Raw genomic sequence first — 17,538 nt, forward strand, 5'->3', positions numbered from 1 at the left:
GCACGAGCGTGCGGGCCGGGCCCCTGGTGTTGCCGGGTGAATCAGGCCGGGCCGGTCAGGCCCGCGTCGGCTCCGGTTCGCCGGACTCCCGCGCCTCCGCCGGGGCCGGGACGCCGGCCTTCGCGGCCCGCTTGGCGGCCTTCTTGTTCCGGCGGCGGTCCTTGCGGAGCTCCACCATCGCGTACAGCGTCGGCACCAGGAGGAGCGTCAGCAGGGTCGAGGTGATGAGACCGCCGATGACGACGACAGCCAGCGGCTGCGAGATGAAACCGCCCTCGCCGGTGACGCCGAGCGCCATCGGGAGCAGGGCGAAGATCGTCGCCAGGGCCGTCATGAGGATCGGGCGGAGACGGTGGCGACCGCCCTCCACGACCGCTTCGACCACGCCCAGGCCCTGGGCCCGGTACTGGTTGATGAGGTCGATCAGCACGATCGCGTTGGTGACCACGATGCCGATCAGCATCAGCATGCCGATCATCGCCGGGACGCCCATCGGGGTGCCGGTGACGACGAGCAGGCCGATCGCGCCGGTGGCGGCGAACGGGATGGAGACCAGCAGGATCAGCGGCTGGATCAGCGACCGGAAGGTGGCGACCAGCAGCATGAAGACGATCGCGATGGCCGCCAGCATGGCCAGGCCCAGGTTCTTGAAGGCGTCGTCCTGGTCCTCGGAGACACCGCCGATGGTGGCGGTGGCGCCGTCCGGGAGGTCCAGGGCCTTGATCTTCGTCTGGAGCGTGGTGCTGACCGCGCCGGTGTTGTCACCGGTGGGGCGGGCGGTGACGGTCGCGGCGCGCTGGCCGTCGATCCGGGTCATGGAGACCGGCCCGGGGACCAGCTTCACGTCGGCGATGGTACCGAGCTTCACCTTGCCGAGCGGAAGGTCCTTCAGCTCCTGCATGGTGGTGGCCGGGTGCGCCGACTTCACGACGACGTCGCGCTCGGTGTCGTCCATGATCGCCTTGCCGGACGGGGTGCCCCGCACCGCTCCGGCGACGGCCGCGCCGAGCGTGGCCTGGGTGTAACCGGCGTCGGCGGCCTTCGCGTTGACCGTCACGGAGATCCGCGGGACGCTCTGCGCCAGGTCGCTCTGGACGTCGGTGACGTCCTTGAGCTTGGCGACCTCGGCGCGGACCTGCTCGGACGCCTTCTTCAGGGCGTCCGCGTCGGCGGCCTTCACCACGACGCTCAGGTCCTGGCTGCCGAAGCCGTCGCCCGCGCTGATGGTGGTGTCGCCGATGCCGTCGAGCTTGGCGAGACCCTTCTCGATGCGGTCCTGGGTGGCCTCGAACTCGGCGGAGTCCTTCAGGGTGACCTGGTAGGACGCCTGGTTGGAGCCGGTGCCGCCACCGAAGGCGGCCATGAAGCCGGACGAGCCGACGGTGACCTGGTAGTCCTTGACGCCCTTGTCGTCGGCGAGGAGCTTCTCGACCTTCTGCGCCGCCTCGTCGGATGCCGCGAGGCTGGTGCCCGGGTCGAGCTTCTGCTTGATGGACAGGACTTCCTGCTCGCCCTGGTCGAAGAAGTTGGTCTTCAGCAGGGGTGCCATGCCGAAGGTGCCGAAGAGGACGACGAAGGCGATGACGACACTGGTGATACGGCGCCGGGTGGCGAACCGCAGCACCGGCACGTAGATCCGCTGGAGGCGGCTGCGCGCCTCCTTCTCCTCGGCCTCGCGCCGCGCCTTCTCCGGGTCCTCGGCGGTGCCCCTGGGGGCGCGCAGGAACCAGTACGACAGGACGGGGACCACGGTCAGCGAGACCAGCAGCGAGGCCAGCAGGGCCGCGGTGACGGTCAGCGAGAAGGAACCGAACAGCTCGCCGACCATGCCGCCGACGAGACCGATCGGCAGGAAGACGGCGACGGTGGTGAGGGTCGACGAGGTGACCGCTCCGGCCACCTCCTTGACCGCGGTGATGATCGCCGACTGGCGCTCCTCGCCGTAGCCGAGGTGGCGCTTGATGTTCTCCAGAACGACGATCGAGTCGTCCACGACCCGGCCGATCGCGATGGTGAGCGCCCCCAGCGTCAGCATGTTGAGCGACAGGTCGCGGGTCCAGAGCACGATCAGCGCGAGGACCACGGAGAGCGGGATGGAGACCGCGGTGACCAGGGTGGAGCGCAGCGAGGCCAGGAAGACCAGGATCACGATGACCGCGAACACCAGGCCGAGCGCGCCCTCGGTGGTCAGGCCGGAGATCGCCTTGGAGACGGCCGGGCCCTGGTCCGAGACGACGGTCAGCTCGGCGCCGGAGCCGAGGTCCTGGCGCAGGTCCGGGAGCTTGTCCTTGACGGCGTCCGAGATGGCGACGGCGCTGCCGTCCTTGTCCATCGTCGCCATGACGGCGAGGCTCGGGCGGCCGTTGGTGCGGGTGATGGAGTCCGCGGTGGCGGCCTCCTGCTTCACCGTCGCGATGTCCCCGAGGCGGACCGGCTTGCCGGGCTTGCCCGTGGCCGGGTTCTGACCGCCGACCCGAAGGTCCTCGATCTGCTTCAGCGTGGTGAAGGCGCCGCCGACCTGGATGGTGCGGCTCTTGCCGGACTCCGAGAAGGCACCGGCCGGGACGGTCGCGCCGCCCGCCTGGAGTGCCTGGGAGAGGGCGGTGGCGTCGAGACCGGCCGCGGCGAGCTTCTTGTCGTCCGGGGTGACCGTGACCTGGATGTCGCGCACACCGTCGACGGAGACCTGCCCGACGCCGTCGATGTCCTCCAGGGCGGGGACGACGGTGCGGTCGAGCTGGTCGGCCAGCGCCTGCTGGTCCTTGTCCGAGGTGACGGCGAGGACGACCGTCGGGATGTCGTCCGTCGAACCGGCGATGACCTGCGGGTCGACGTCGTCGGGCAGCTGGATGCGGGACCGGTTGACGGCCTGCTGGATGTCGGCGACGAGCTGCTTGGTGCCCTCGTCACCGAAGTCGAAGGTCGCCATGATGACGGCGTTGCCCTCGCTGGCCTTCGACGTGATGCCGGTGACGCCGTCGACGGCCTTGATGGAGTTTTCGAGCGGTTCGACGACCTGCTTCTCGACCACATCGGGGGACGCACCCTGGTAGGGGGCGAGCACCGACACCATCGGCAGTTCGATGGTGGGCAGCAGCTGCTGCTTGAGCTGCGGGATCGCTATCGCTCCGAAGACGAGCGCGACGATCGAGATCAGACCGATCAGGGCCCTTTGCGCGAGGCTGAATCTGGACAGCCAGGACATGGGTGGGTCTCTTTCTGTGGCTTACGCGGCAGGCGGGCGGGATGCCGGGTCGTACCCGGGGGACAGATCCCGCCCACCTATACGATCGCCGATGCCCGGGACGAAAGTCCTCGGCCCCAGGGTCGCTTTCTTACGCCTCGCATACCGCAGGTGGAGTACGCCCCGGCTGCACCTTCACTCCACCCGTGGGCGCACCAGGCCCGATTCGTACGCAATTACCACGAGTTGCGCGCGGTCCCGGGCGCCCAGCTTCGCCATCGCCCGGTTCACATGGGTCTTGACGGTGAGTGGGCTGACGACCAGGCGCTCCGCGATCTCGTCGTTGGACAGCCCGCCCGCGACCAGGACCAGCACCTCGCGCTCCCTCGTGGTGAGGGCTGCCAGCCGCTCCGAGTACGCGGCCGCCCCCGGCCCCTCGCCCGCCCCGCTGCCGCCCTGTGCGAGGAACGTGGCGATCAGGCCCTTGGTCGCGGCCGGTGAGAGCAGCGCCTCGCCCCCCGCGGCGATCCGGATCGCGTTGAGGAGTTCGTCCGGCTCGGCGCCCTTGCCGAGGAAGCCCGAGGCCCCGGCGCGCAGCGACTGCACCACGTACTCGTCCACCTCGAAGGTGGTGAGCATGACCACGCGGACGTCCGCGAGATCCGGGTCGGCGCTGATCATGCGGGTGGCGGCGAGCCCGTCGGTGCCGGGCATCCGGATGTCCATCAGCACCACGTCGGGCCGCTCGGCGCGGGCCACCTCCACGGCCTCGGCCCCGTCCGCCGCCTCCCCCACCACCCGCATGTCGGGCTCCGAGTCGACCAGCACCCGGAACGCGCTGCGCAGCAGCGCCTGGTCGTCGGCGAGCAGGACCTTGATGGCCGGTGTCATGCGTTCTCCCCCGTCCGGCCCGCCGCGCCCGGCCGACCGGGCTCCTGCGCGCGGGCCTCGACGGGCAGGATCGCATGGACGCGGAACCCGCCCCCGTAGCGGGGACCCGCGGTGAGGGTGCCGCCCAGGGCGGTGACGCGTTCCCGCATCCCGAGCAGGCCGTGGCCGCCGCCGGAGGAGGAATCGGTGCCCGTGGCGTTCCCGCGGCCGTTGTCCAGGACCATGACCTCGGCCGTGGTCCCGACCCGTACGACGCTCACCTCGGCCTTGGCGCCCGGCCCCGCGTGCTTGCGGACGTTGGTCAGCGCCTCCTGGATCACCCGGTACGCGGCCAGGTCGACGGCCGAGGGCAGCGGCGGCTCGCCCTCGGCGGCGCAGGCCACCTCGACGGGCAGCCCCGCCTGGCGCACGCTCTCCACGAGCTGGCCGAGGACCGCGAGGCCGGGGGCCGGTTCGGTGGGGGCCTCGGGGTCGCCGGACTGGCGGAGCAGACCGACGGTGGCCCGTAGCTCGTTGAGCGCGGACCGGCTCGCCTCGCGGACGTGGGCGAGGGCCTGTTTCGCCTGGTCGGGGCGCTTGTCCATGACGTGGGCCGCGACCCCGGCCTGCACGTTGACCAGGGCGATGTGGTGGGCGACGACGTCGTGGAGGTCGCGGGCAATGCGCAGCCGTTCCTCGGCGACCCGGCGGCGGGCCTCCTCCTCGCGGGTCCGTTCGGCCCGTTCGGCGCGCTCCCGGATCGCGTCGACGAAGGCGCGCCGGGAGCGGACCGCGTCGCCCGCCGCCCCGGCCATCCCGGTCCAGGCGAAGACGCCCAGGTTCTCCTGGCTGTACCAGGGCGGCGAGCCGAAGAGCATGGCGGCGGCGGTGAGCGCGGCCATGGTGAGCAGCCCGACCCGCCAGGTGGTGGGCCGGTCGGTGCGCGCGGCGACGGTGTAGAGCGCGATGACGGAGCTCATCACGACGGGGGCCGGCGGGTCCGCGGTGACCAGTTCCACGACGGTCAGCGCCCCGGTGGCGGCGAGCACCGCCATCGGCTCGCGGCGCCGCCGGATCAGGGCCAGCGCGCTGAGCAGCATCAGCAGCAGGCTGCTCGCGGCGGGGGTGCGGGCGCCGAAGGTGGGCCCGTCGTGCCCGCCGGGGTCGACGAACGACCCGAAGACCATGGCCACGAGCACGCCGAGGGCGAGCGCGCCGTCCAGCGCGAGGGGGTGGGCGCGCAGCCAGTGGCGGACGCGCAGGACCCCGGTTCCGAGGGTGGTCACGTCGGGCTACGTTACGGCGTGCCGCGCGCGGCCCGGTCCGGCTGTGATCGGCGACCGGCCCCGGAACGCACCCCTGCCCCGCGTCCGTCGGACGGGCGCGGGGCAGGGGTGCGGGTGCTGGAGAGCGGTCGGCGTCAGCCGGGGATCAGGCCGTCGTCGCTGAGCATGGCGCGTACCTGTTCGAGGGTCGCGTCCGGCGACGGGAGGATCAGCTCGGACGGCTCCAGGGAGTCGTCGGGCAGGGGTGAGCCGAGCTCGCGCACGCGGGCCAGGAGCGCGTGGAGCGTGGTGCGGAAGCCCGGCCCGTCACCGCGCTCCATCTCGGCCAGCAGGGCGTCGTCGAGCTTGTCGAGCTCGGCGAGATGGCTGTCGGCCAGGACCACCTGGCCCTCCCCCATGATCCGTACGATCATGACGCCGCCTCAGTTCTTGTCGAATTTGTGCGACTGGCTGTTCTGCTGCTGGGAGTCCTGCCGGCCGCCCTCGATCGCCTGCTGTGAGGAGGAGCCGCCGGCCAGCTCGGCCTTCATTCGCTGAAGCTCCAGCTCCACATCCGTACCACCGGAGATCCGGTCCAGCTCGGCGGCGATGTCGTCCTTCGCCGTGCCGGTCGGGTCGTCCAGGGCGCCGGAGGCCAGCAGCTCGTCGATGGCACCGGCGCGGGCCTGGAGCTGCTGCGTCTTGTCCTCGGCCCGCTGGATGGCCAGGCCGACGTCGCCCATCTCCTCGGAGATGCCGGAGAAGGCCTCCCCGATCCGGGTCTGCGCCTGGGCCGCGGTGTAGGTGGCCTTGATGGTCTCCTTCTTCGTACGGAAGGCGTCCACCTTGGCCTGAAGCCGCTGGGCCGCGAGAGTGAGCTTCTCCTCCTCGCCCTGGAGCGTGGTGTGCTGCGTCTCCAGGTCGGTGACCTGCTGCTGGAGGGCGGCGCGGCGCGACAGCGCCTCGCGGGCCAGGTCCTCGCGACCGAGCGCGAGCGCCTTGCGTCCCTGGTCCTCCAGCTTCGAGGACTGGCCCTGCAGCTGGTTCAGCTGCAGCTCCAGCCGCTTGCGCGAGGTCGCCACGTCGGCGACTCCGCGGCGCACCTTCTGAAGCAGCTCCAGCTGCTTCTGGTACGAGTAATCGAGGGTCTCGCGCGGATCCTCGGCCCGGTCAAGGGCCTTGTTTGCCTTCGCGCGGAAGATCATCCCCATACGCTTCATGACACCGCTCATGGGCTTCGCGCGCCCCCTTCTGACTCAACTGGGCTCCAGCACTCCAACAGAACCCACAGTACGGGCCCTGTCTCTATTACCGCACTGTTCGAGCATGGATGGGCTCCTCCCCAAGGACGACTGTGTCCCCGCCCCGCTCCGGCCCAGGGAGTAGGTGAGGCCCGTATCGGCCGCTCTCACACCGGCAAGGACGCGGGCCGTTGCCGGATCGTTCCCGGGCGGCCTGCGGGGATCGGCGAGCGACCCCGTACCCTTGGGCCTTGTGTTCCGTAGCCGCTCCAAGGAAGAGAAGGCCCCCACCGACAAGGTGACGGCGGACCTCTCCAAGACGCCCCGCGACCCGCAGGCCCCGAAGGGTCGCCCCACCCCCAAGCGCAGCGAGGCCCAGACGCAGCGCCGTCGTGCCTCCAGTGGTGCGCCGCTCGACCGCAAGGAGGCCGCGAGGCGCCAGCGTGAGGCGCGCCGCGTGGACATGGCCAAGCAGCGGGAAGCGCTCGCCAGTGGTGACGAGCGCTATCTGCCCGCGCGCGACAAGGGGCCGGTGCGCCGCTTCGTCCGCGACTTCGTGGACTCCCGCTTCTGCATCGCGGAGTACTTCCTGCCGCTGGCCGTGGTCATCCTGATCCTCAGCGTGATCCAGGTGCAGGGCATCCAGAACATCTCGCTGCTGCTCTGGCTGATCGTGATCGTGCTGATCGTGATCGACTCGATCGGGCTCGCGTTCCGCCTGCGCAAGCAGCTGAACACGCGGTTCCCGGACACGCCGAAGCGCGGCGCGGTCGCCTACGGGCTGATGCGTACGCTCCAGATGCGTCGTCTGCGCCTGCCGAAGCCGCAGGTCAAGCGCGGAGAGCGGCCCTGAGCAGCGAGCCGTCCGGCCCGGTCGACGGTGCGTCCGCCGACCGGCCGGCCGGTGCCGTCTCCGGCTTCGCCGGGGCCTCGGCGGCCTGGACCAAGGGCCTGACCGGCCTGCGCAACACCGTCCGCCAGGAGCTCGTCGCCCGGCAGCTGGACGAGCAGATCGCGGCCCGCTTCCCGGTCGGGCAGCGGCTGCGCATCCTGGACGTCGGCATGGGTCAGGGCACGCAGGCGCTGCGGCTGGCCCGGGCCGGGCACACCGTGACCGGTCTCGAGTCCGACCCGGAGATGCTGCGGCTCGCCCGTGAGGCGCTGGGCGGCGAACCGGCCGGCATCCGCGAGCGGGTGCGGCTCATCGAGGGCAACGGCCAGGACACCGGGGTCCACTTCCTGCCCGGCAGCTTCGACGTGGTCCTCTGCCACGGCGTCCTGATGTACGTCCAGGAGCCGGACGCCATGGTGGCGGGCCTGGCCCGGATGCTGGCGCCGGGCGGGCTGCTGTCCCTGCTCGTGCGGAACGCGGACGCGCTGGCGATGCGGCCGGGGATGGCCGGGGACTTCGCCGGGGCGCTGGCCGCGTTCGACTCCGACCGGTACACCAACCGGCTCGGCCTGTCCGTACGCGCGGACCGGCTGGAGGCGCTGACCGCGACGCTGGCCTCGATCGCCGCGCCGCTGCACGCCTGGTACGGGGTGCGGCTCTTCACGGACAACGTGAGCAACGACGTGGAGCTGCCGCCGGCCGCGGAGCTGGAGCGGGTGCTCGCGGCGGAGGACCGGGCGGGCCGGACCGACCCGTATCGCGGGGTCGCGGCGCTGCTGCATCTGTGCGGCGTACGGGGCTGAGGGGGGCGCCCGGGCGGGCGTCCTGTCCTCGATCGCCGGACGGGCTGAAGGGATTGCCCTCGATCGCCGGGCGGGCTTGATTTTCGGTCGCCCGGCTCTGTCATGTGCGGATTCCTCCCATGGATGCGCTCAACGGGCCACCCTTTGAGGCAAAAGTAATAATCCGGACATGGATGCCATTCACTCCCGCCGCCGTGCGCGGCGGCTGTTGCTGCCCCTGTCCGCGGGTTTCTGCGCGATCGCGCTGGTGAGCGGTTGCTCCGGTTCGGACGCTCCCGCCGCGGGGCCGGACGCGACGGCGTCCGGCTCGGCGCAGCCCGGTCCGGCCGCGAAGGCCGACGGTGATCTGCAGAGCGAGTACCAGTCCACCATCAACGACGTTCTGCCCTCGGTCGTGCAGATCGACGCCTCCGAGAGCCTGGGCTCCGGTGTCGTCTACGACGGCCAGGGCCACATCGTCACCAACGCGCACGTCGTCGGCGACGAGAAGTCGTTCAAGGTCACCGTGGCCACCGGCGAGAAGGTGCTGAAGGCGTCGCTGGTCGCCGCCTACCCCCAGCAGGACCTGGCCGTCATCAAGCTGGACGACGTGCCCGACGGGCTGCGGCCAGCGAAGTTCGGCGACTCGGAGAAGGTCGCGGTCGGGCAGATCGTGCTGGCGATGGGCTCGCCGCTCGGCCTGTCCAGCAGCGTCACCCAGGGCATCGTCTCGGCCCTCGGCCGCACCGTGAGCGAGAGCCGCTCGGGCGGCGGCACCGGGGCGACCATCGCCAACATGGTGCAGACCTCGGCGGCGATCAACCCCGGCAACAGCGGCGGGGCGCTGGTGAACCTGGACAGCCAGGTCATCGGCATCCCGACGCTCGCCGCGTCCGACCCTCAGATGGGCGACAGCGCGGCGCCCGGGATCGGCTTCGCCATCCCGGCCTCGATGGTGCGGACGGTCGCGGACCAGATCATCAAGAACGGCAAGGTCACCGACTCGGGCCGGGCGGCGCTCGACATCACCGGCCGCACGGTCGTCAACGACGACTACCGCCCGGCGGGCGTCGCGATCGTCAGCGTGCAGAACGGCGGCGCGGCCGACAAGGCCGGGCTGCGGGCCGGCGACATCATCGTGAAGGTGGACGACACCAAGGTCACCACGATCACCTCGCTCTCCGAGGCGCTGGCCGGCCACAAACCGGGCCAGAAGGCGAAGGTGACGTACACCCGCGGGAGCTCGCAGAAGACGGCCGAGGTCACCCTCGGCGAGATCTGAGCGTACGGAGGCGGCTGCCGCCGGGTGAGTCCCGCGAGGGCCCGCCCGGCGGCAGCCGCGCGCCTTCAGCCCGCCGCGTCCGCCTGAAGGCTCATCGGGCCGTAGATCTTCGTCCCGTCGTCGAAGAGCGTGACCTGGTCCGCCCCGCCGTCCAGGAGTTCCTTCCAGTACTCACCGATCCAGGACTCCGCGTCGCCCTGGGTCGTGAACTCCTCCGGCCGCAGGGCCGGTTCCGTCTCCGTACCGTCGGACTTCTCGAACCGCCACGTCCACGCCATGTGCGCCTCCCGGATAGGTCGTTCCCCTCGGCAGCCTAGCCCTTCCGACCAGCAGGGGAAGGGCCTCTCCGGCCTGTCCGGCGGATCTTCGGGAACCCACGTCGCGCACCGCGCCCGGCGACGCGGCAGGATCGGAACGTGGAACTGACTCTCCTCGGCACCGGAGCCCCCGACGGGCTGCCGCGGCCCGACTGCCCCTGCGCCGCCTGCGCCCTCGCCCGCGGAGCCGGCAGCCGGGCCGCGACCGCGCTCCTGGTCGACGACGCGCTGCTGCTCGATCTCACGCCCGGGGCGGTGTTCGCCGCCGCCCGCGCCGGCCACTCGCTCACCGGCGTGCGCCAGGTGCTCCTGACCCACCCCCACGACGGACCCGCCGTCGAGCTGCCCCCCGGCCTCCCCCCGGCGGGCCGGGTCCCGGACGGGCGGGTGCTGACGCTGATCAGCGGCCACCGGGTGCGGGCCGTGCCGATGGACGCTCCCGGCACGGGTTACGAGGTGACCTCGCCGGAGGGCGCCCGGCTGCTGTACCTCCCGCCGGGCGGCGCCCCGGCCGGGCTGACGGACCCGGTGGCGCAGCCGTACGACCTGGTCGCCGCGGACGTGACCGGGCGGCCCGACGCGGTGGCGCGGCTGCGGGCCGTCGAGGCGATCGGGCCCGCCACGGACCTGATCGCCGTCCACCTGGGCCACGACGCGCCGCCCGCCCCCGAGCTGGAGCGCCGGCTCGCCGCCGCCGGGGCCCGGGCGGTGCCGGACGGCACGACGCTGGCGGTCGGCGGCCTCCGCGCCCCGGCCCCGGCGGTCCCCCGGCGCACCCTGGTCACCGGAGGCGCCCGCTCCGGGAAGTCCGTCGAGGCGGAACGGCGCCTGGAGACGTATCCCGAGGTGGTGTACGTGGCGACGGGCGGCACCCGGGACGGGGACCCGGACTGGGCGGCCCGGGTCGGGCTGCACCGGGAACGGCGGCCGGCCGCCTGGCGCACCGAGGAGACCTGCGAGCCGGCGGAGCTGCTGTCGTCGGACGGGCCTCCCCTGCTCATCGACTGCCTGTCCCTGTGGCTGACGGACGCGATGGACCGGGTGGACGCCTGGGACGACGCGGCGTGGGCGGGGGGTGGCGAGCGGGCGCTGCGGGCCAGGACCGCGGAGCTCGTCGCGGCGGTACGCGGGACGCGGCGCACGGTGGTCCTGGTGACCAACGAGACCGGTTCCGGAGTGGTGCCGGCGACCGCGGCCGGGCGGCGCTTCCGGGACGAGCTGGGCCGCCTGAACGCGGCGGTGGCCGGGGAGTGCGAGCAGGTGCTGCTGGTGGTGGCGGGCCAGGCGCTGACGCTGCGCGGCTGAGGCGGCGGGGCGGCGGACCGGGGCTCGGGGCCGTACCGGGCGGGCCCGGAAAACGTGACGGGTACTGTTCCGCAGGGAGCCCGCCGCCGGGCTCCCCGGCCCACTCCCCGTATCGACCCGCGAGGCAGACCCCCGTGAATCTGGACGACTTCTCCGATCTGATCGAGCGCCCCGACGGGGGCGTACGGCGCGATGCCGAGGAACGCCGGGAGCGGTTCATCGTGCCTCCGGGCGCCCTGGGCCGTCTGGACGAGCTGGGCGAGTGGCTGTCGACCGCGCAGCAGGCCGCGCCGGTGCGGACGGTCGAGCAGCCGCGCGTGGTGGTGTTCGCGGGTGACCACGGGGTCGCCGCGCTCGACGTGTCCGGCCGCGCGGCGTCCACCGCGCACGAGCTGGTCCGGGCCACGCTGGACGGCTCGACCCCGCTGGCGATTCTGGCCCGCCGGTTCTCGGTGCCGGTGCGGATCGTGGACGCCGGTCTCGACTGCGACCCGGAGCTGCTGCCGGAGGCCGTGGTACGGACCCGGGTGCGGCGCGGCAGCGGCCGTATCGACGTGGAGGACGCGCTGACGGCCGAGGAGGCCGAGGCCGCGGTGCGGCTCGGGATCGCGGTGGCCGACGAGGAGGCCGACTCGGGCACCGACCTGGTGCTGCTCGGCGACCTGAGCGTGGGCGGCACGACGGCGGCGGCCACGCTGATCGCGGCACTCTGCGGCACGGACGCCTCGGTGGTGACCGGCCGCGGCGGCGCCGGGATCGATGATCTGGCGTGGATGCGCAAATGCGCGGCGATCCGTGACGCGCTGCGCCGGGCCCGGCCGGTCCTGGGCGACCAGCTGGAGCTGCTGGCCACCGTGGGCGGCGCGGACCTGGCGGCGATGACCGGCTTCCTGCTCCAGTGCGCGGTGCGGCGGCTGCCCGTGGTCCTGGACGGGGTGGTCGGCGCCGCGGCGGCGCTGGTCGGCCAGCGGGCCGCTTTCCGGGCGCCGGACTGGTGGCTGGCGGGCCAGCTGAGCGGTGAGCCGGCACAGGCGAAGGCCCTCGACCGGATGGCGCTCAACCCGCTGCTCGATCACGGCGTCATCGTCGGCGAGGGATGCGGGGCGCTGCTCGCCCTTCCCTTCGTCCAGGCCGCCGCAGCGCTGGCCGCCGAGCTGCCCGAGCGGGAGCCGGAGCCGGCGGCGGGCGACGCGGACGGCGAGAAGGACGAGCCGACGGACTGACGTACGCCCCGCTCCGCGGGCGGCCGACACCGGCCGCGGAGCGCCCCCTCATGCAGCGCGATGCCCCATATGATCGCTTTTCATGGGAGAGGTCGGTATGACCGTCGAGGAGTCCGGGCGGGGTACCGTCCGCAGGGCCGGCACCCCGCGCTCACGGCGCGGCGCCGCGTTCGCGATCTGGTACCTGCGCGTGGTGTCGTTCCTGAACTTCCTCAGCGCGGTCTGGGTCACCTTCGGCCAGGACCTGCGCCGCCACAACACGGACGACTACTTCACCCCGTACCTGCTCACGGCGGGCTTCTCCTCGGGGGTGGTGGCGCTCTTCCTGGCCGTGACGATGCGCCGGCGCAAGCGGGCCGCGTGGATCGCCAACCTGGCGCTCAGCGGGCTGACGCTGCTGCTGTCCGCCGCCCTGATCGCGTTCCCGGAGGTCCGCCGCTATGCGCAGAACTGGATCTCGCTGGCGCTGTCCGGGGGCTTCGTGCTCGCGCTGCTGCTCGGCAGGCGCGAGTTCTACGCGAAGGGCGACCGGTCCAATCCGAAGCTGGCCGCGCTGGTGGCGGCCGGCGGGCTGCTGGTCACCTCGCTGATCGCGGCGGGCCTGGTCACGGTCACCAACACCGCGCACGACGAGTACCGCTCGACGTTCCTGGACCGCTGGGCGTACGGGGCGCTGCGGCTGGTGTCCGTCGCCGCGTCCGATTCGCGGTTCCCCGGGATCACCGCGCCGGGCTGGGTCAACGTCACCATCAACGTCCTGTCCACGCTGCTGCTCGTCGCGGTCGTCTGGGCGGCCTTCCGCTCCCGCCGGGCGGTCGATCCGCTCACCCCGGCGGACGAGGAGGCGCTGCGGGCGCTGCTCGACAAGCACGGCGAGCGGGACTCGCTGGGCTACTTCGCGCTGCGCCGCGAGAAGAGCGCGGTGTGGTCGCCGACCCGGAAGGCGGCCGTCGTCTACCGGGTGGTCGGCGGGGTGTCGCTGGCGTCCGGCGACCCGATCGGCGATCCGGAAGCCTGGCCGGGGGCGATCGTGCCGTGGCTGGCCGAGGCCCGCGAGCACGGCTGGATCCCGGCGGTGATGGGCGCGGGCGAGGAGGCCGGCACGGTCTACGGCCGGCACGGCCTGGACGCCCTGGAGCTGGGGGACGAGGCGATCGTGGAGACGGCCGACTTCACCCTGGAGGGCCGCGCGATGCGGACCGTGCGCCAGGCGTACAACCGGGTGCGGCGGGCGGGTTACGAGGTGACGGTGCGCCGCCACGCGGAGATCCCGGAGGCCGAGATGGCCGAGCTGGTGCGCCGGGCGGACGACTGGCGCGACGGGGCGACCGAGCGCGGGTTCTCGATGGCGCTGGGCCGGCTCGGCGACCCGGCCGACGGGCAGTGCGTGATGCTGGAATGCCGTGACGCCCCGTCCGGTGACGGCACCCCGGGCGGGCTGCGGGCCCTGCTGAGCTTCGTGCCGTGGGGCCCGAACGGTCTCTCGCTGGACCTGATGCGTCGTGACCGGGACGCGGAGAACGGGCTGATGGAGTTCATGGTCATCGAACTCCTGCAACGGGCCGGGACGCTGGGCGTGACGCAGGTGTCGCTGAACTTCGCGATGTTCCGCTCGGTCTTCGAGCGCGGGTCGCGGCTGGGCGCGGGCCCGGTGCTCCGGATGTGGCGGTCGCTGCTCAGCTTCTTCTCGCGGTGGTGGCAGATCGAGTCGCTGTACCGGGCCAACGCGAAGTACCGCCCGATCTGGGAGCCCCGGTTCCTGCTCTTCGAGAAGAGCGCGGACCTGCTGCGCATCGGGGTCGCGGCCGGCCGCGCGGAGGGATTCCTGGAGGCGCCGGGGCTGCCGAAGTGGCTGCACCGCTCGCGGCTGGCCCGGGGCCGCGGCGTACCGCCCGGGCCGCGTGCGTGAGAGCCGGACGCGCCCTGCGCCGGGCGGCCCGCCGGGAGTGGGGCCCGCTGTGGTCGGCCGTACGGGAGCCGCTCGCCGCCCGCGGCCCGCGGGCCGTGCCCCTGACCCTGGCTTCGGTGGCGCTGACGGGGCTGCTCCAGGTGGTGCAGAACCGCCCCTGGGGCTACGGCCCGGTGCAGTCGCTGGGCGCGGTCCGCGCCGACGATCCGCTCTGGGCGGCCCTGCTGCGTACCCCGTTGTCGCTGTTCGTACCCGCGCTGGACCTGCCGGTGTGGGGCGCGCTGGCCCAGATGCTGGTGGTGTTCGGGGTCGCGGAGGTCTGCCTCGGCCGGTGGCGGACCCTGCTGATCGCGTACGCGGCGACCCTGGCCGGAACGCTGTACGCGCGGATCGGCGTCGCGGCCGGGCCGGACGCGTTCCTCGGGCTGCCCGCGTCGGACGCGCGGATCGTGGACACCGGGCCCTCGGCGGCGGTCGTCGCGCTGGCGGTGTGCGTCTGCTGCGCGTACCGGGCGCGGATCACCGGGGCGGCGGTGATCGTGGCGATGGTGGCCGAGGCCGCGGTCAAGGACAACCTGGCGGGCCGGGAACACCTGGCGGCCATCGCGGCGGCGCTCGCCCTGTGCGCGGCCCGGGCGCTGCGCGGGAGGCGACGGCCGGGAGGTCAGGGCTTGGAGGGCGGGAGCGGGGCCCGGTCCGGCGCCCCGCCGATCAGGTCCTGAAACCTGCGGCGCGGGCCGGCCCAGCGCACGTCGTGGTGGTAGGCCCGCAGCACCGCGCGGGAGCGGGCCCGGTGCCGGTTGCGATAGAACCGTCTGGCCCACAGCGAGGTCGGCCGGGCCAGCCGGATCGCGCCGATCAGGGCCACGAACGGGACCAGCGTGCCGACCACCGCCATCCGCGCCTTGCCCTTGGACAGGGTGATCAGCACGAAGCAGAAGTTGATGACGACGGTGAGCACGGCACCCAGCCGGCCCTGCTGCTGATCGTCGCTCAGGTCGTTCACGCCCAGCGGCGAGAACCCGCCGAGCACCAGCAGCACCAGGGCCGCCGTGAGCACGACGACCTCCACGCTCCGGCGTCCCTCCTCGGACCAGTAGACGTCGTCCAGGTAGAGGATCAGGGCGAACTCGTCCAGCACCAGGCCCGCGCCGACGCCGAAGACGACCGCGCAGATCCCGGCCGTGACCCCGTGCCGCCCGCTCGCCACCGCACCGAATCCGCCGACCACGCTCAGCACCACGCCGGGGACCACATGGTGGATGTGGACGCCGCCGGGCGTGATGTTGCGGAACGGCCCCTTCCCGGCCCGGATCATGCGGGTGATGAGCCGGGTGACCGCGAACGTCAGCACGAAGGCGGTCAGGGCCAGGAGCAGGGGCAGCTTGCCCGGCTCCACGAAGTTCTGGTTGAACCAGTGACCCATGCCACGCACTCCCACTCGTCCGCCTGTGCCCCGTTATGCGGCATTCGGTCAATCTAGCGGCCACCCCCACCGATTAGCCTGCGCGCCGTGACCTCCCTGAACAGCCACGGCCTGCGTTTCGCCTTCGGCACCCTGACCGTCCTCCCCGTCCGCGTCACCCGCTGGGACCGGGAGACCGCCCGGACCGGGATGCTGTGTGCCCCCGTGGCCGGGCTGGTCGTCGGCGTCCTCGCGGCGGTTCCCGGCGGCCTGCTGCTGTGGGGCGGGGCGGGCCCGCTGCTCGCCGCGGTCGCCTCGGCCGCCGTGCCCGCGGCGCTCACCCGGGGCCTCCACCTGGACGGTCTCGCGGACACCGCGGACGGCCTGGGCAGCGGCAAGCCGGCCGACGACGCGCTGCGGATCATGAAGCAGTCGGACATCGGCCCGTTCGGCGTGATCACCCTGCTCTTCGTGCTGCTGGCCCAGGTGGCGGCCCTTCAGCGGCTGTACGCGGAGAGCTGGGCGCAGGGCGCGGTGGCGGCCGCCGCCGCCGCGGTCGTCGCCCGGCTCGCGCTCACCCTGGCCTCCCGGCGCGGCGTCCCGGCGGCCCGCCCGGAGGGCCTGGGCGCGGCCGTCGCCGGTACGGTCCCGGCGGCCGCAGCGGCGGCGGTGGGACTCGTGGTGGTGGCGGGGTGCGCGGGGGCCGGGGCGCTGCTGGGCGGGTACGGGGCGCCGCGGTACGCCCTGGCCGCGGTGGTCGCACCGGTGGCGGCCGGGGTGTTGCTGCGCCACTGCGTGCGGCGGTTCGGCGGGGTGACCGGAGACGTGTTCGGGGCACTGGCGGAGACGGCGGCGACGGTGACGCTGGTGTGCCTGGCGCTGGGCTGAGGGGCCCGTCAGCCCTCCGCGCAGGTCTCGCGCCCGGCGTCCAGCTCGTACTCCTTGCGCAGCGAACTGAGCCTCAGCTTCCGGGACTGTGCGCAGAACTCCGCCGCCGGCAGCTCGTACTCCACGTGGAAGACGGCCTTGCCCGCCTCCACGAACGGGGTCAGTTCCTCGCACTCCTCGTACTGCGCGCACTGCTCGTTGACCGCGAAGTCGAAGTCCCCGACCAGCTCCGGGATCTGCGGGAGGTCGTTCTTGAGGCCGACGGACATGCCGTGGCGGTGCACCAGGCGGGCGATCAGGCGGTTGTAGCGCAGCTGGTCGGCGGCGGTGAGAGGGAAGCCGCTCTTGTTGCGGTAGCCGTCCATGTTGTCCGGTTCGACCGCGTCGAACCCCTTCTTCGCGCACATCGCGATCCGGGTCTCCATCAGCGGTTCCAGGACCTCGGTGCGCCGGATGTCGAACCAGCGCTCGCCCTTCCAGCCGTTGCCCTTCCCGAGGACGGCGGTGGGGAAACGGGCCGCGTCCGGGCGGAAGTCCTCCCAGGCCCCGGTGGACAGGTAGCAGATGACCTTGCGGCCCTTCCGGTGCAGCGCGGCGACCTCGGCCGCCGTCCGGTCGAAGCCGTCGATGTCGTACACCGGGGCGTCCACCGAGGTGTCGAGCTTGCCGGACAGCTGCCACTGCCAGTCCGTGCCGGGCGCCGGCTGCCAGCGCGGGGGCGCGGAGCCGGTTCCCTTCCCCGCCGGGGCCCGTTCCGGCTCCGAGGAGCAGCCCGTGAGCGCTGTCATCAGCATCAGTGCGGTGGCGGCGAGGGCGCCTCGCGCCCCGCTCACCCGTGCGGCCGTCCGGTCGCGCATCGTTCTCCCATGTCCCCCGGCCCCTGCCAACGCCCATGCGCCCGGAGCCCGTTCCACCGGGTCGGTCCGCCCGGGCCCACCACCGTACGACGGCTACGGCCCGCCGCCGTGAGCGGGC

General features: G+C 73.1%; 16 protein-coding genes. 8 read left to right on the forward strand and 8 right to left on the reverse strand.

The features are described from left to right. Positions 1–55 precede the first annotated feature (55 nt). The 5 genes from ACZ6C6_RS01915 to ACZ6C6_RS01935 form a co-directional block, all read right to left on the reverse strand. Complete coding sequence (locus tag ACZ6C6_RS01915; RefSeq protein WP_469198072.1) at positions 56–3,205, reverse strand: efflux RND transporter permease subunit; 3,150 nt, start codon at positions 3,203–3,205, stop codon at positions 56–58. Between the two features lie 174 nt (positions 3,206–3,379). Continuing rightward, positions 3,380–4,075 (reverse strand): response regulator, encoded by a 696-nt coding sequence (locus tag ACZ6C6_RS01920; protein WP_469198074.1) that lies wholly within the window; start codon positions 4,073–4,075, stop codon positions 3,380–3,382. Next, a complete protein-coding gene (locus tag ACZ6C6_RS01925; protein ID WP_469198076.1) occupies positions 4,072–5,340 on the reverse strand; it encodes a sensor histidine kinase in 1,269 nt (422 codons plus the stop codon). Before ACZ6C6_RS01925 ends, ACZ6C6_RS01920 begins: the two co-directional genes overlap by 4 nt. Positions 5,341–5,474: 134 nt before the next feature. Then, entirely contained in the window at positions 5,475–5,753 is a 279-nt protein-coding gene (gene pspAA, locus ACZ6C6_RS01930; RefSeq protein ID WP_469198078.1) for a PspA-associated protein PspAA, read from the reverse strand. A gap of 9 nt (positions 5,754–5,762) precedes the next feature. Next, positions 5,763–6,539: a PspA/IM30 family protein gene (locus ACZ6C6_RS01935; RefSeq protein ID WP_469198080.1), complete on the reverse strand. Its 777-nt coding sequence runs from the start codon at positions 6,537–6,539 to the stop codon at positions 5,763–5,765. 274 nt (positions 6,540–6,813) lie between these two features. Here ACZ6C6_RS01935 and ACZ6C6_RS01940 point away from each other — a divergent pair, with 274 nt between their 5' ends. The 3 genes from ACZ6C6_RS01940 to ACZ6C6_RS01950 all read left to right on the forward strand — a co-directional run bounded on the left by ACZ6C6_RS01940 (position 6,814) and on the right by ACZ6C6_RS01950 (position 9,516). Continuing rightward, positions 6,814–7,413 (forward strand): DUF3043 domain-containing protein, encoded by a 600-nt coding sequence (locus ACZ6C6_RS01940; RefSeq protein ID WP_469198082.1) that lies wholly within the window; start codon positions 6,814–6,816, stop codon positions 7,411–7,413. A 107-nt stretch (positions 7,414–7,520) separates the two neighbouring features. After that, complete coding sequence (locus tag ACZ6C6_RS01945) at positions 7,521–8,255, forward strand: class I SAM-dependent methyltransferase (protein WP_469199281.1); 735 nt, start codon at positions 7,521–7,523, stop codon at positions 8,253–8,255. A 169-nt stretch (positions 8,256–8,424) separates the two neighbouring features. Continuing rightward, positions 8,425–9,516 (forward strand): S1C family serine protease, encoded by a 1,092-nt coding sequence (locus tag ACZ6C6_RS01950; protein WP_469198084.1) that lies wholly within the window; start codon positions 8,425–8,427, stop codon positions 9,514–9,516. 65 nt (positions 9,517–9,581) lie between these two features. Here the strand turns inward: ACZ6C6_RS01950 and ACZ6C6_RS01955 are convergent, their stop codons facing one another. Continuing rightward, positions 9,582–9,794 carry a hypothetical protein gene (locus tag ACZ6C6_RS01955; RefSeq protein WP_073863269.1) on the reverse strand — a complete coding sequence of 71 codons (213 nt, stop codon included), beginning with the start codon at positions 9,792–9,794 and terminating at the stop codon, positions 9,582–9,584. A 138-nt stretch (positions 9,795–9,932) separates the two neighbouring features. On the opposite strand from ACZ6C6_RS01955, the gene ACZ6C6_RS01960 reads away from it, so the two are divergent. The 4 genes from ACZ6C6_RS01960 (at position 9,933) to ACZ6C6_RS01975 (ending at position 14,992) form a co-directional block, all read left to right on the forward strand. Continuing rightward, positions 9,933–11,138 carry a bifunctional adenosylcobinamide kinase/adenosylcobinamide-phosphate guanylyltransferase gene (locus tag ACZ6C6_RS01960; RefSeq protein WP_469198086.1) on the forward strand — a complete coding sequence of 402 codons (1,206 nt, stop codon included), beginning with the start codon at positions 9,933–9,935 and terminating at the stop codon, positions 11,136–11,138. Between the two features lie 134 nt (positions 11,139–11,272). Further along, on the forward strand, positions 11,273–12,361 hold the full coding sequence (gene cobT, locus ACZ6C6_RS01965; RefSeq protein ID WP_469198088.1) for a nicotinate-nucleotide--dimethylbenzimidazole phosphoribosyltransferase: 1,089 nt from the start codon (positions 11,273–11,275) through the stop codon (positions 12,359–12,361). Positions 12,362–12,458: 97 nt separating this feature from the next. Next, positions 12,459–14,270 (forward strand): phosphatidylglycerol lysyltransferase domain-containing protein, encoded by a 1,812-nt coding sequence (locus ACZ6C6_RS01970; protein ID WP_469199283.1) that lies wholly within the window; start codon positions 12,459–12,461, stop codon positions 14,268–14,270. Next, entirely contained in the window at positions 14,267–14,992 is a 726-nt protein-coding gene (locus ACZ6C6_RS01975) for a hypothetical protein (protein WP_469198090.1), read from the forward strand. Before ACZ6C6_RS01970 ends, ACZ6C6_RS01975 begins: the two co-directional genes overlap by 4 nt. Here ACZ6C6_RS01975 and ACZ6C6_RS01980 read toward each other — a convergent pair. Further along, complete coding sequence (locus ACZ6C6_RS01980; protein ID WP_469198092.1) at positions 14,935–15,696, reverse strand: hypothetical protein; 762 nt, start codon at positions 15,694–15,696, stop codon at positions 14,935–14,937. The genes ACZ6C6_RS01975 and ACZ6C6_RS01980 overlap by 58 nt on opposite strands. An 87-nt stretch (positions 15,697–15,783) precedes the next feature. Between ACZ6C6_RS01980 and ACZ6C6_RS01985 the strand changes: the two genes are divergently transcribed. After that, on the forward strand, positions 15,784–16,563 hold the full coding sequence (locus ACZ6C6_RS01985; protein WP_469198094.1) for an adenosylcobinamide-GDP ribazoletransferase: 780 nt from the start codon (positions 15,784–15,786) through the stop codon (positions 16,561–16,563). An 8-nt stretch (positions 16,564–16,571) separates the two neighbouring features. Here ACZ6C6_RS01985 and ACZ6C6_RS01990 read toward each other — a convergent pair whose 3' ends face one another. Continuing rightward, positions 16,572–17,420 (reverse strand): endo alpha-1,4 polygalactosaminidase, encoded by an 849-nt coding sequence (locus tag ACZ6C6_RS01990; RefSeq protein ID WP_469198097.1) that lies wholly within the window; start codon positions 17,418–17,420, stop codon positions 16,572–16,574. Positions 17,421–17,538 lie beyond the last annotated feature (118 nt).

The organism is Streptomyces sp. NPDC041814 (assembly GCF_055590565.1).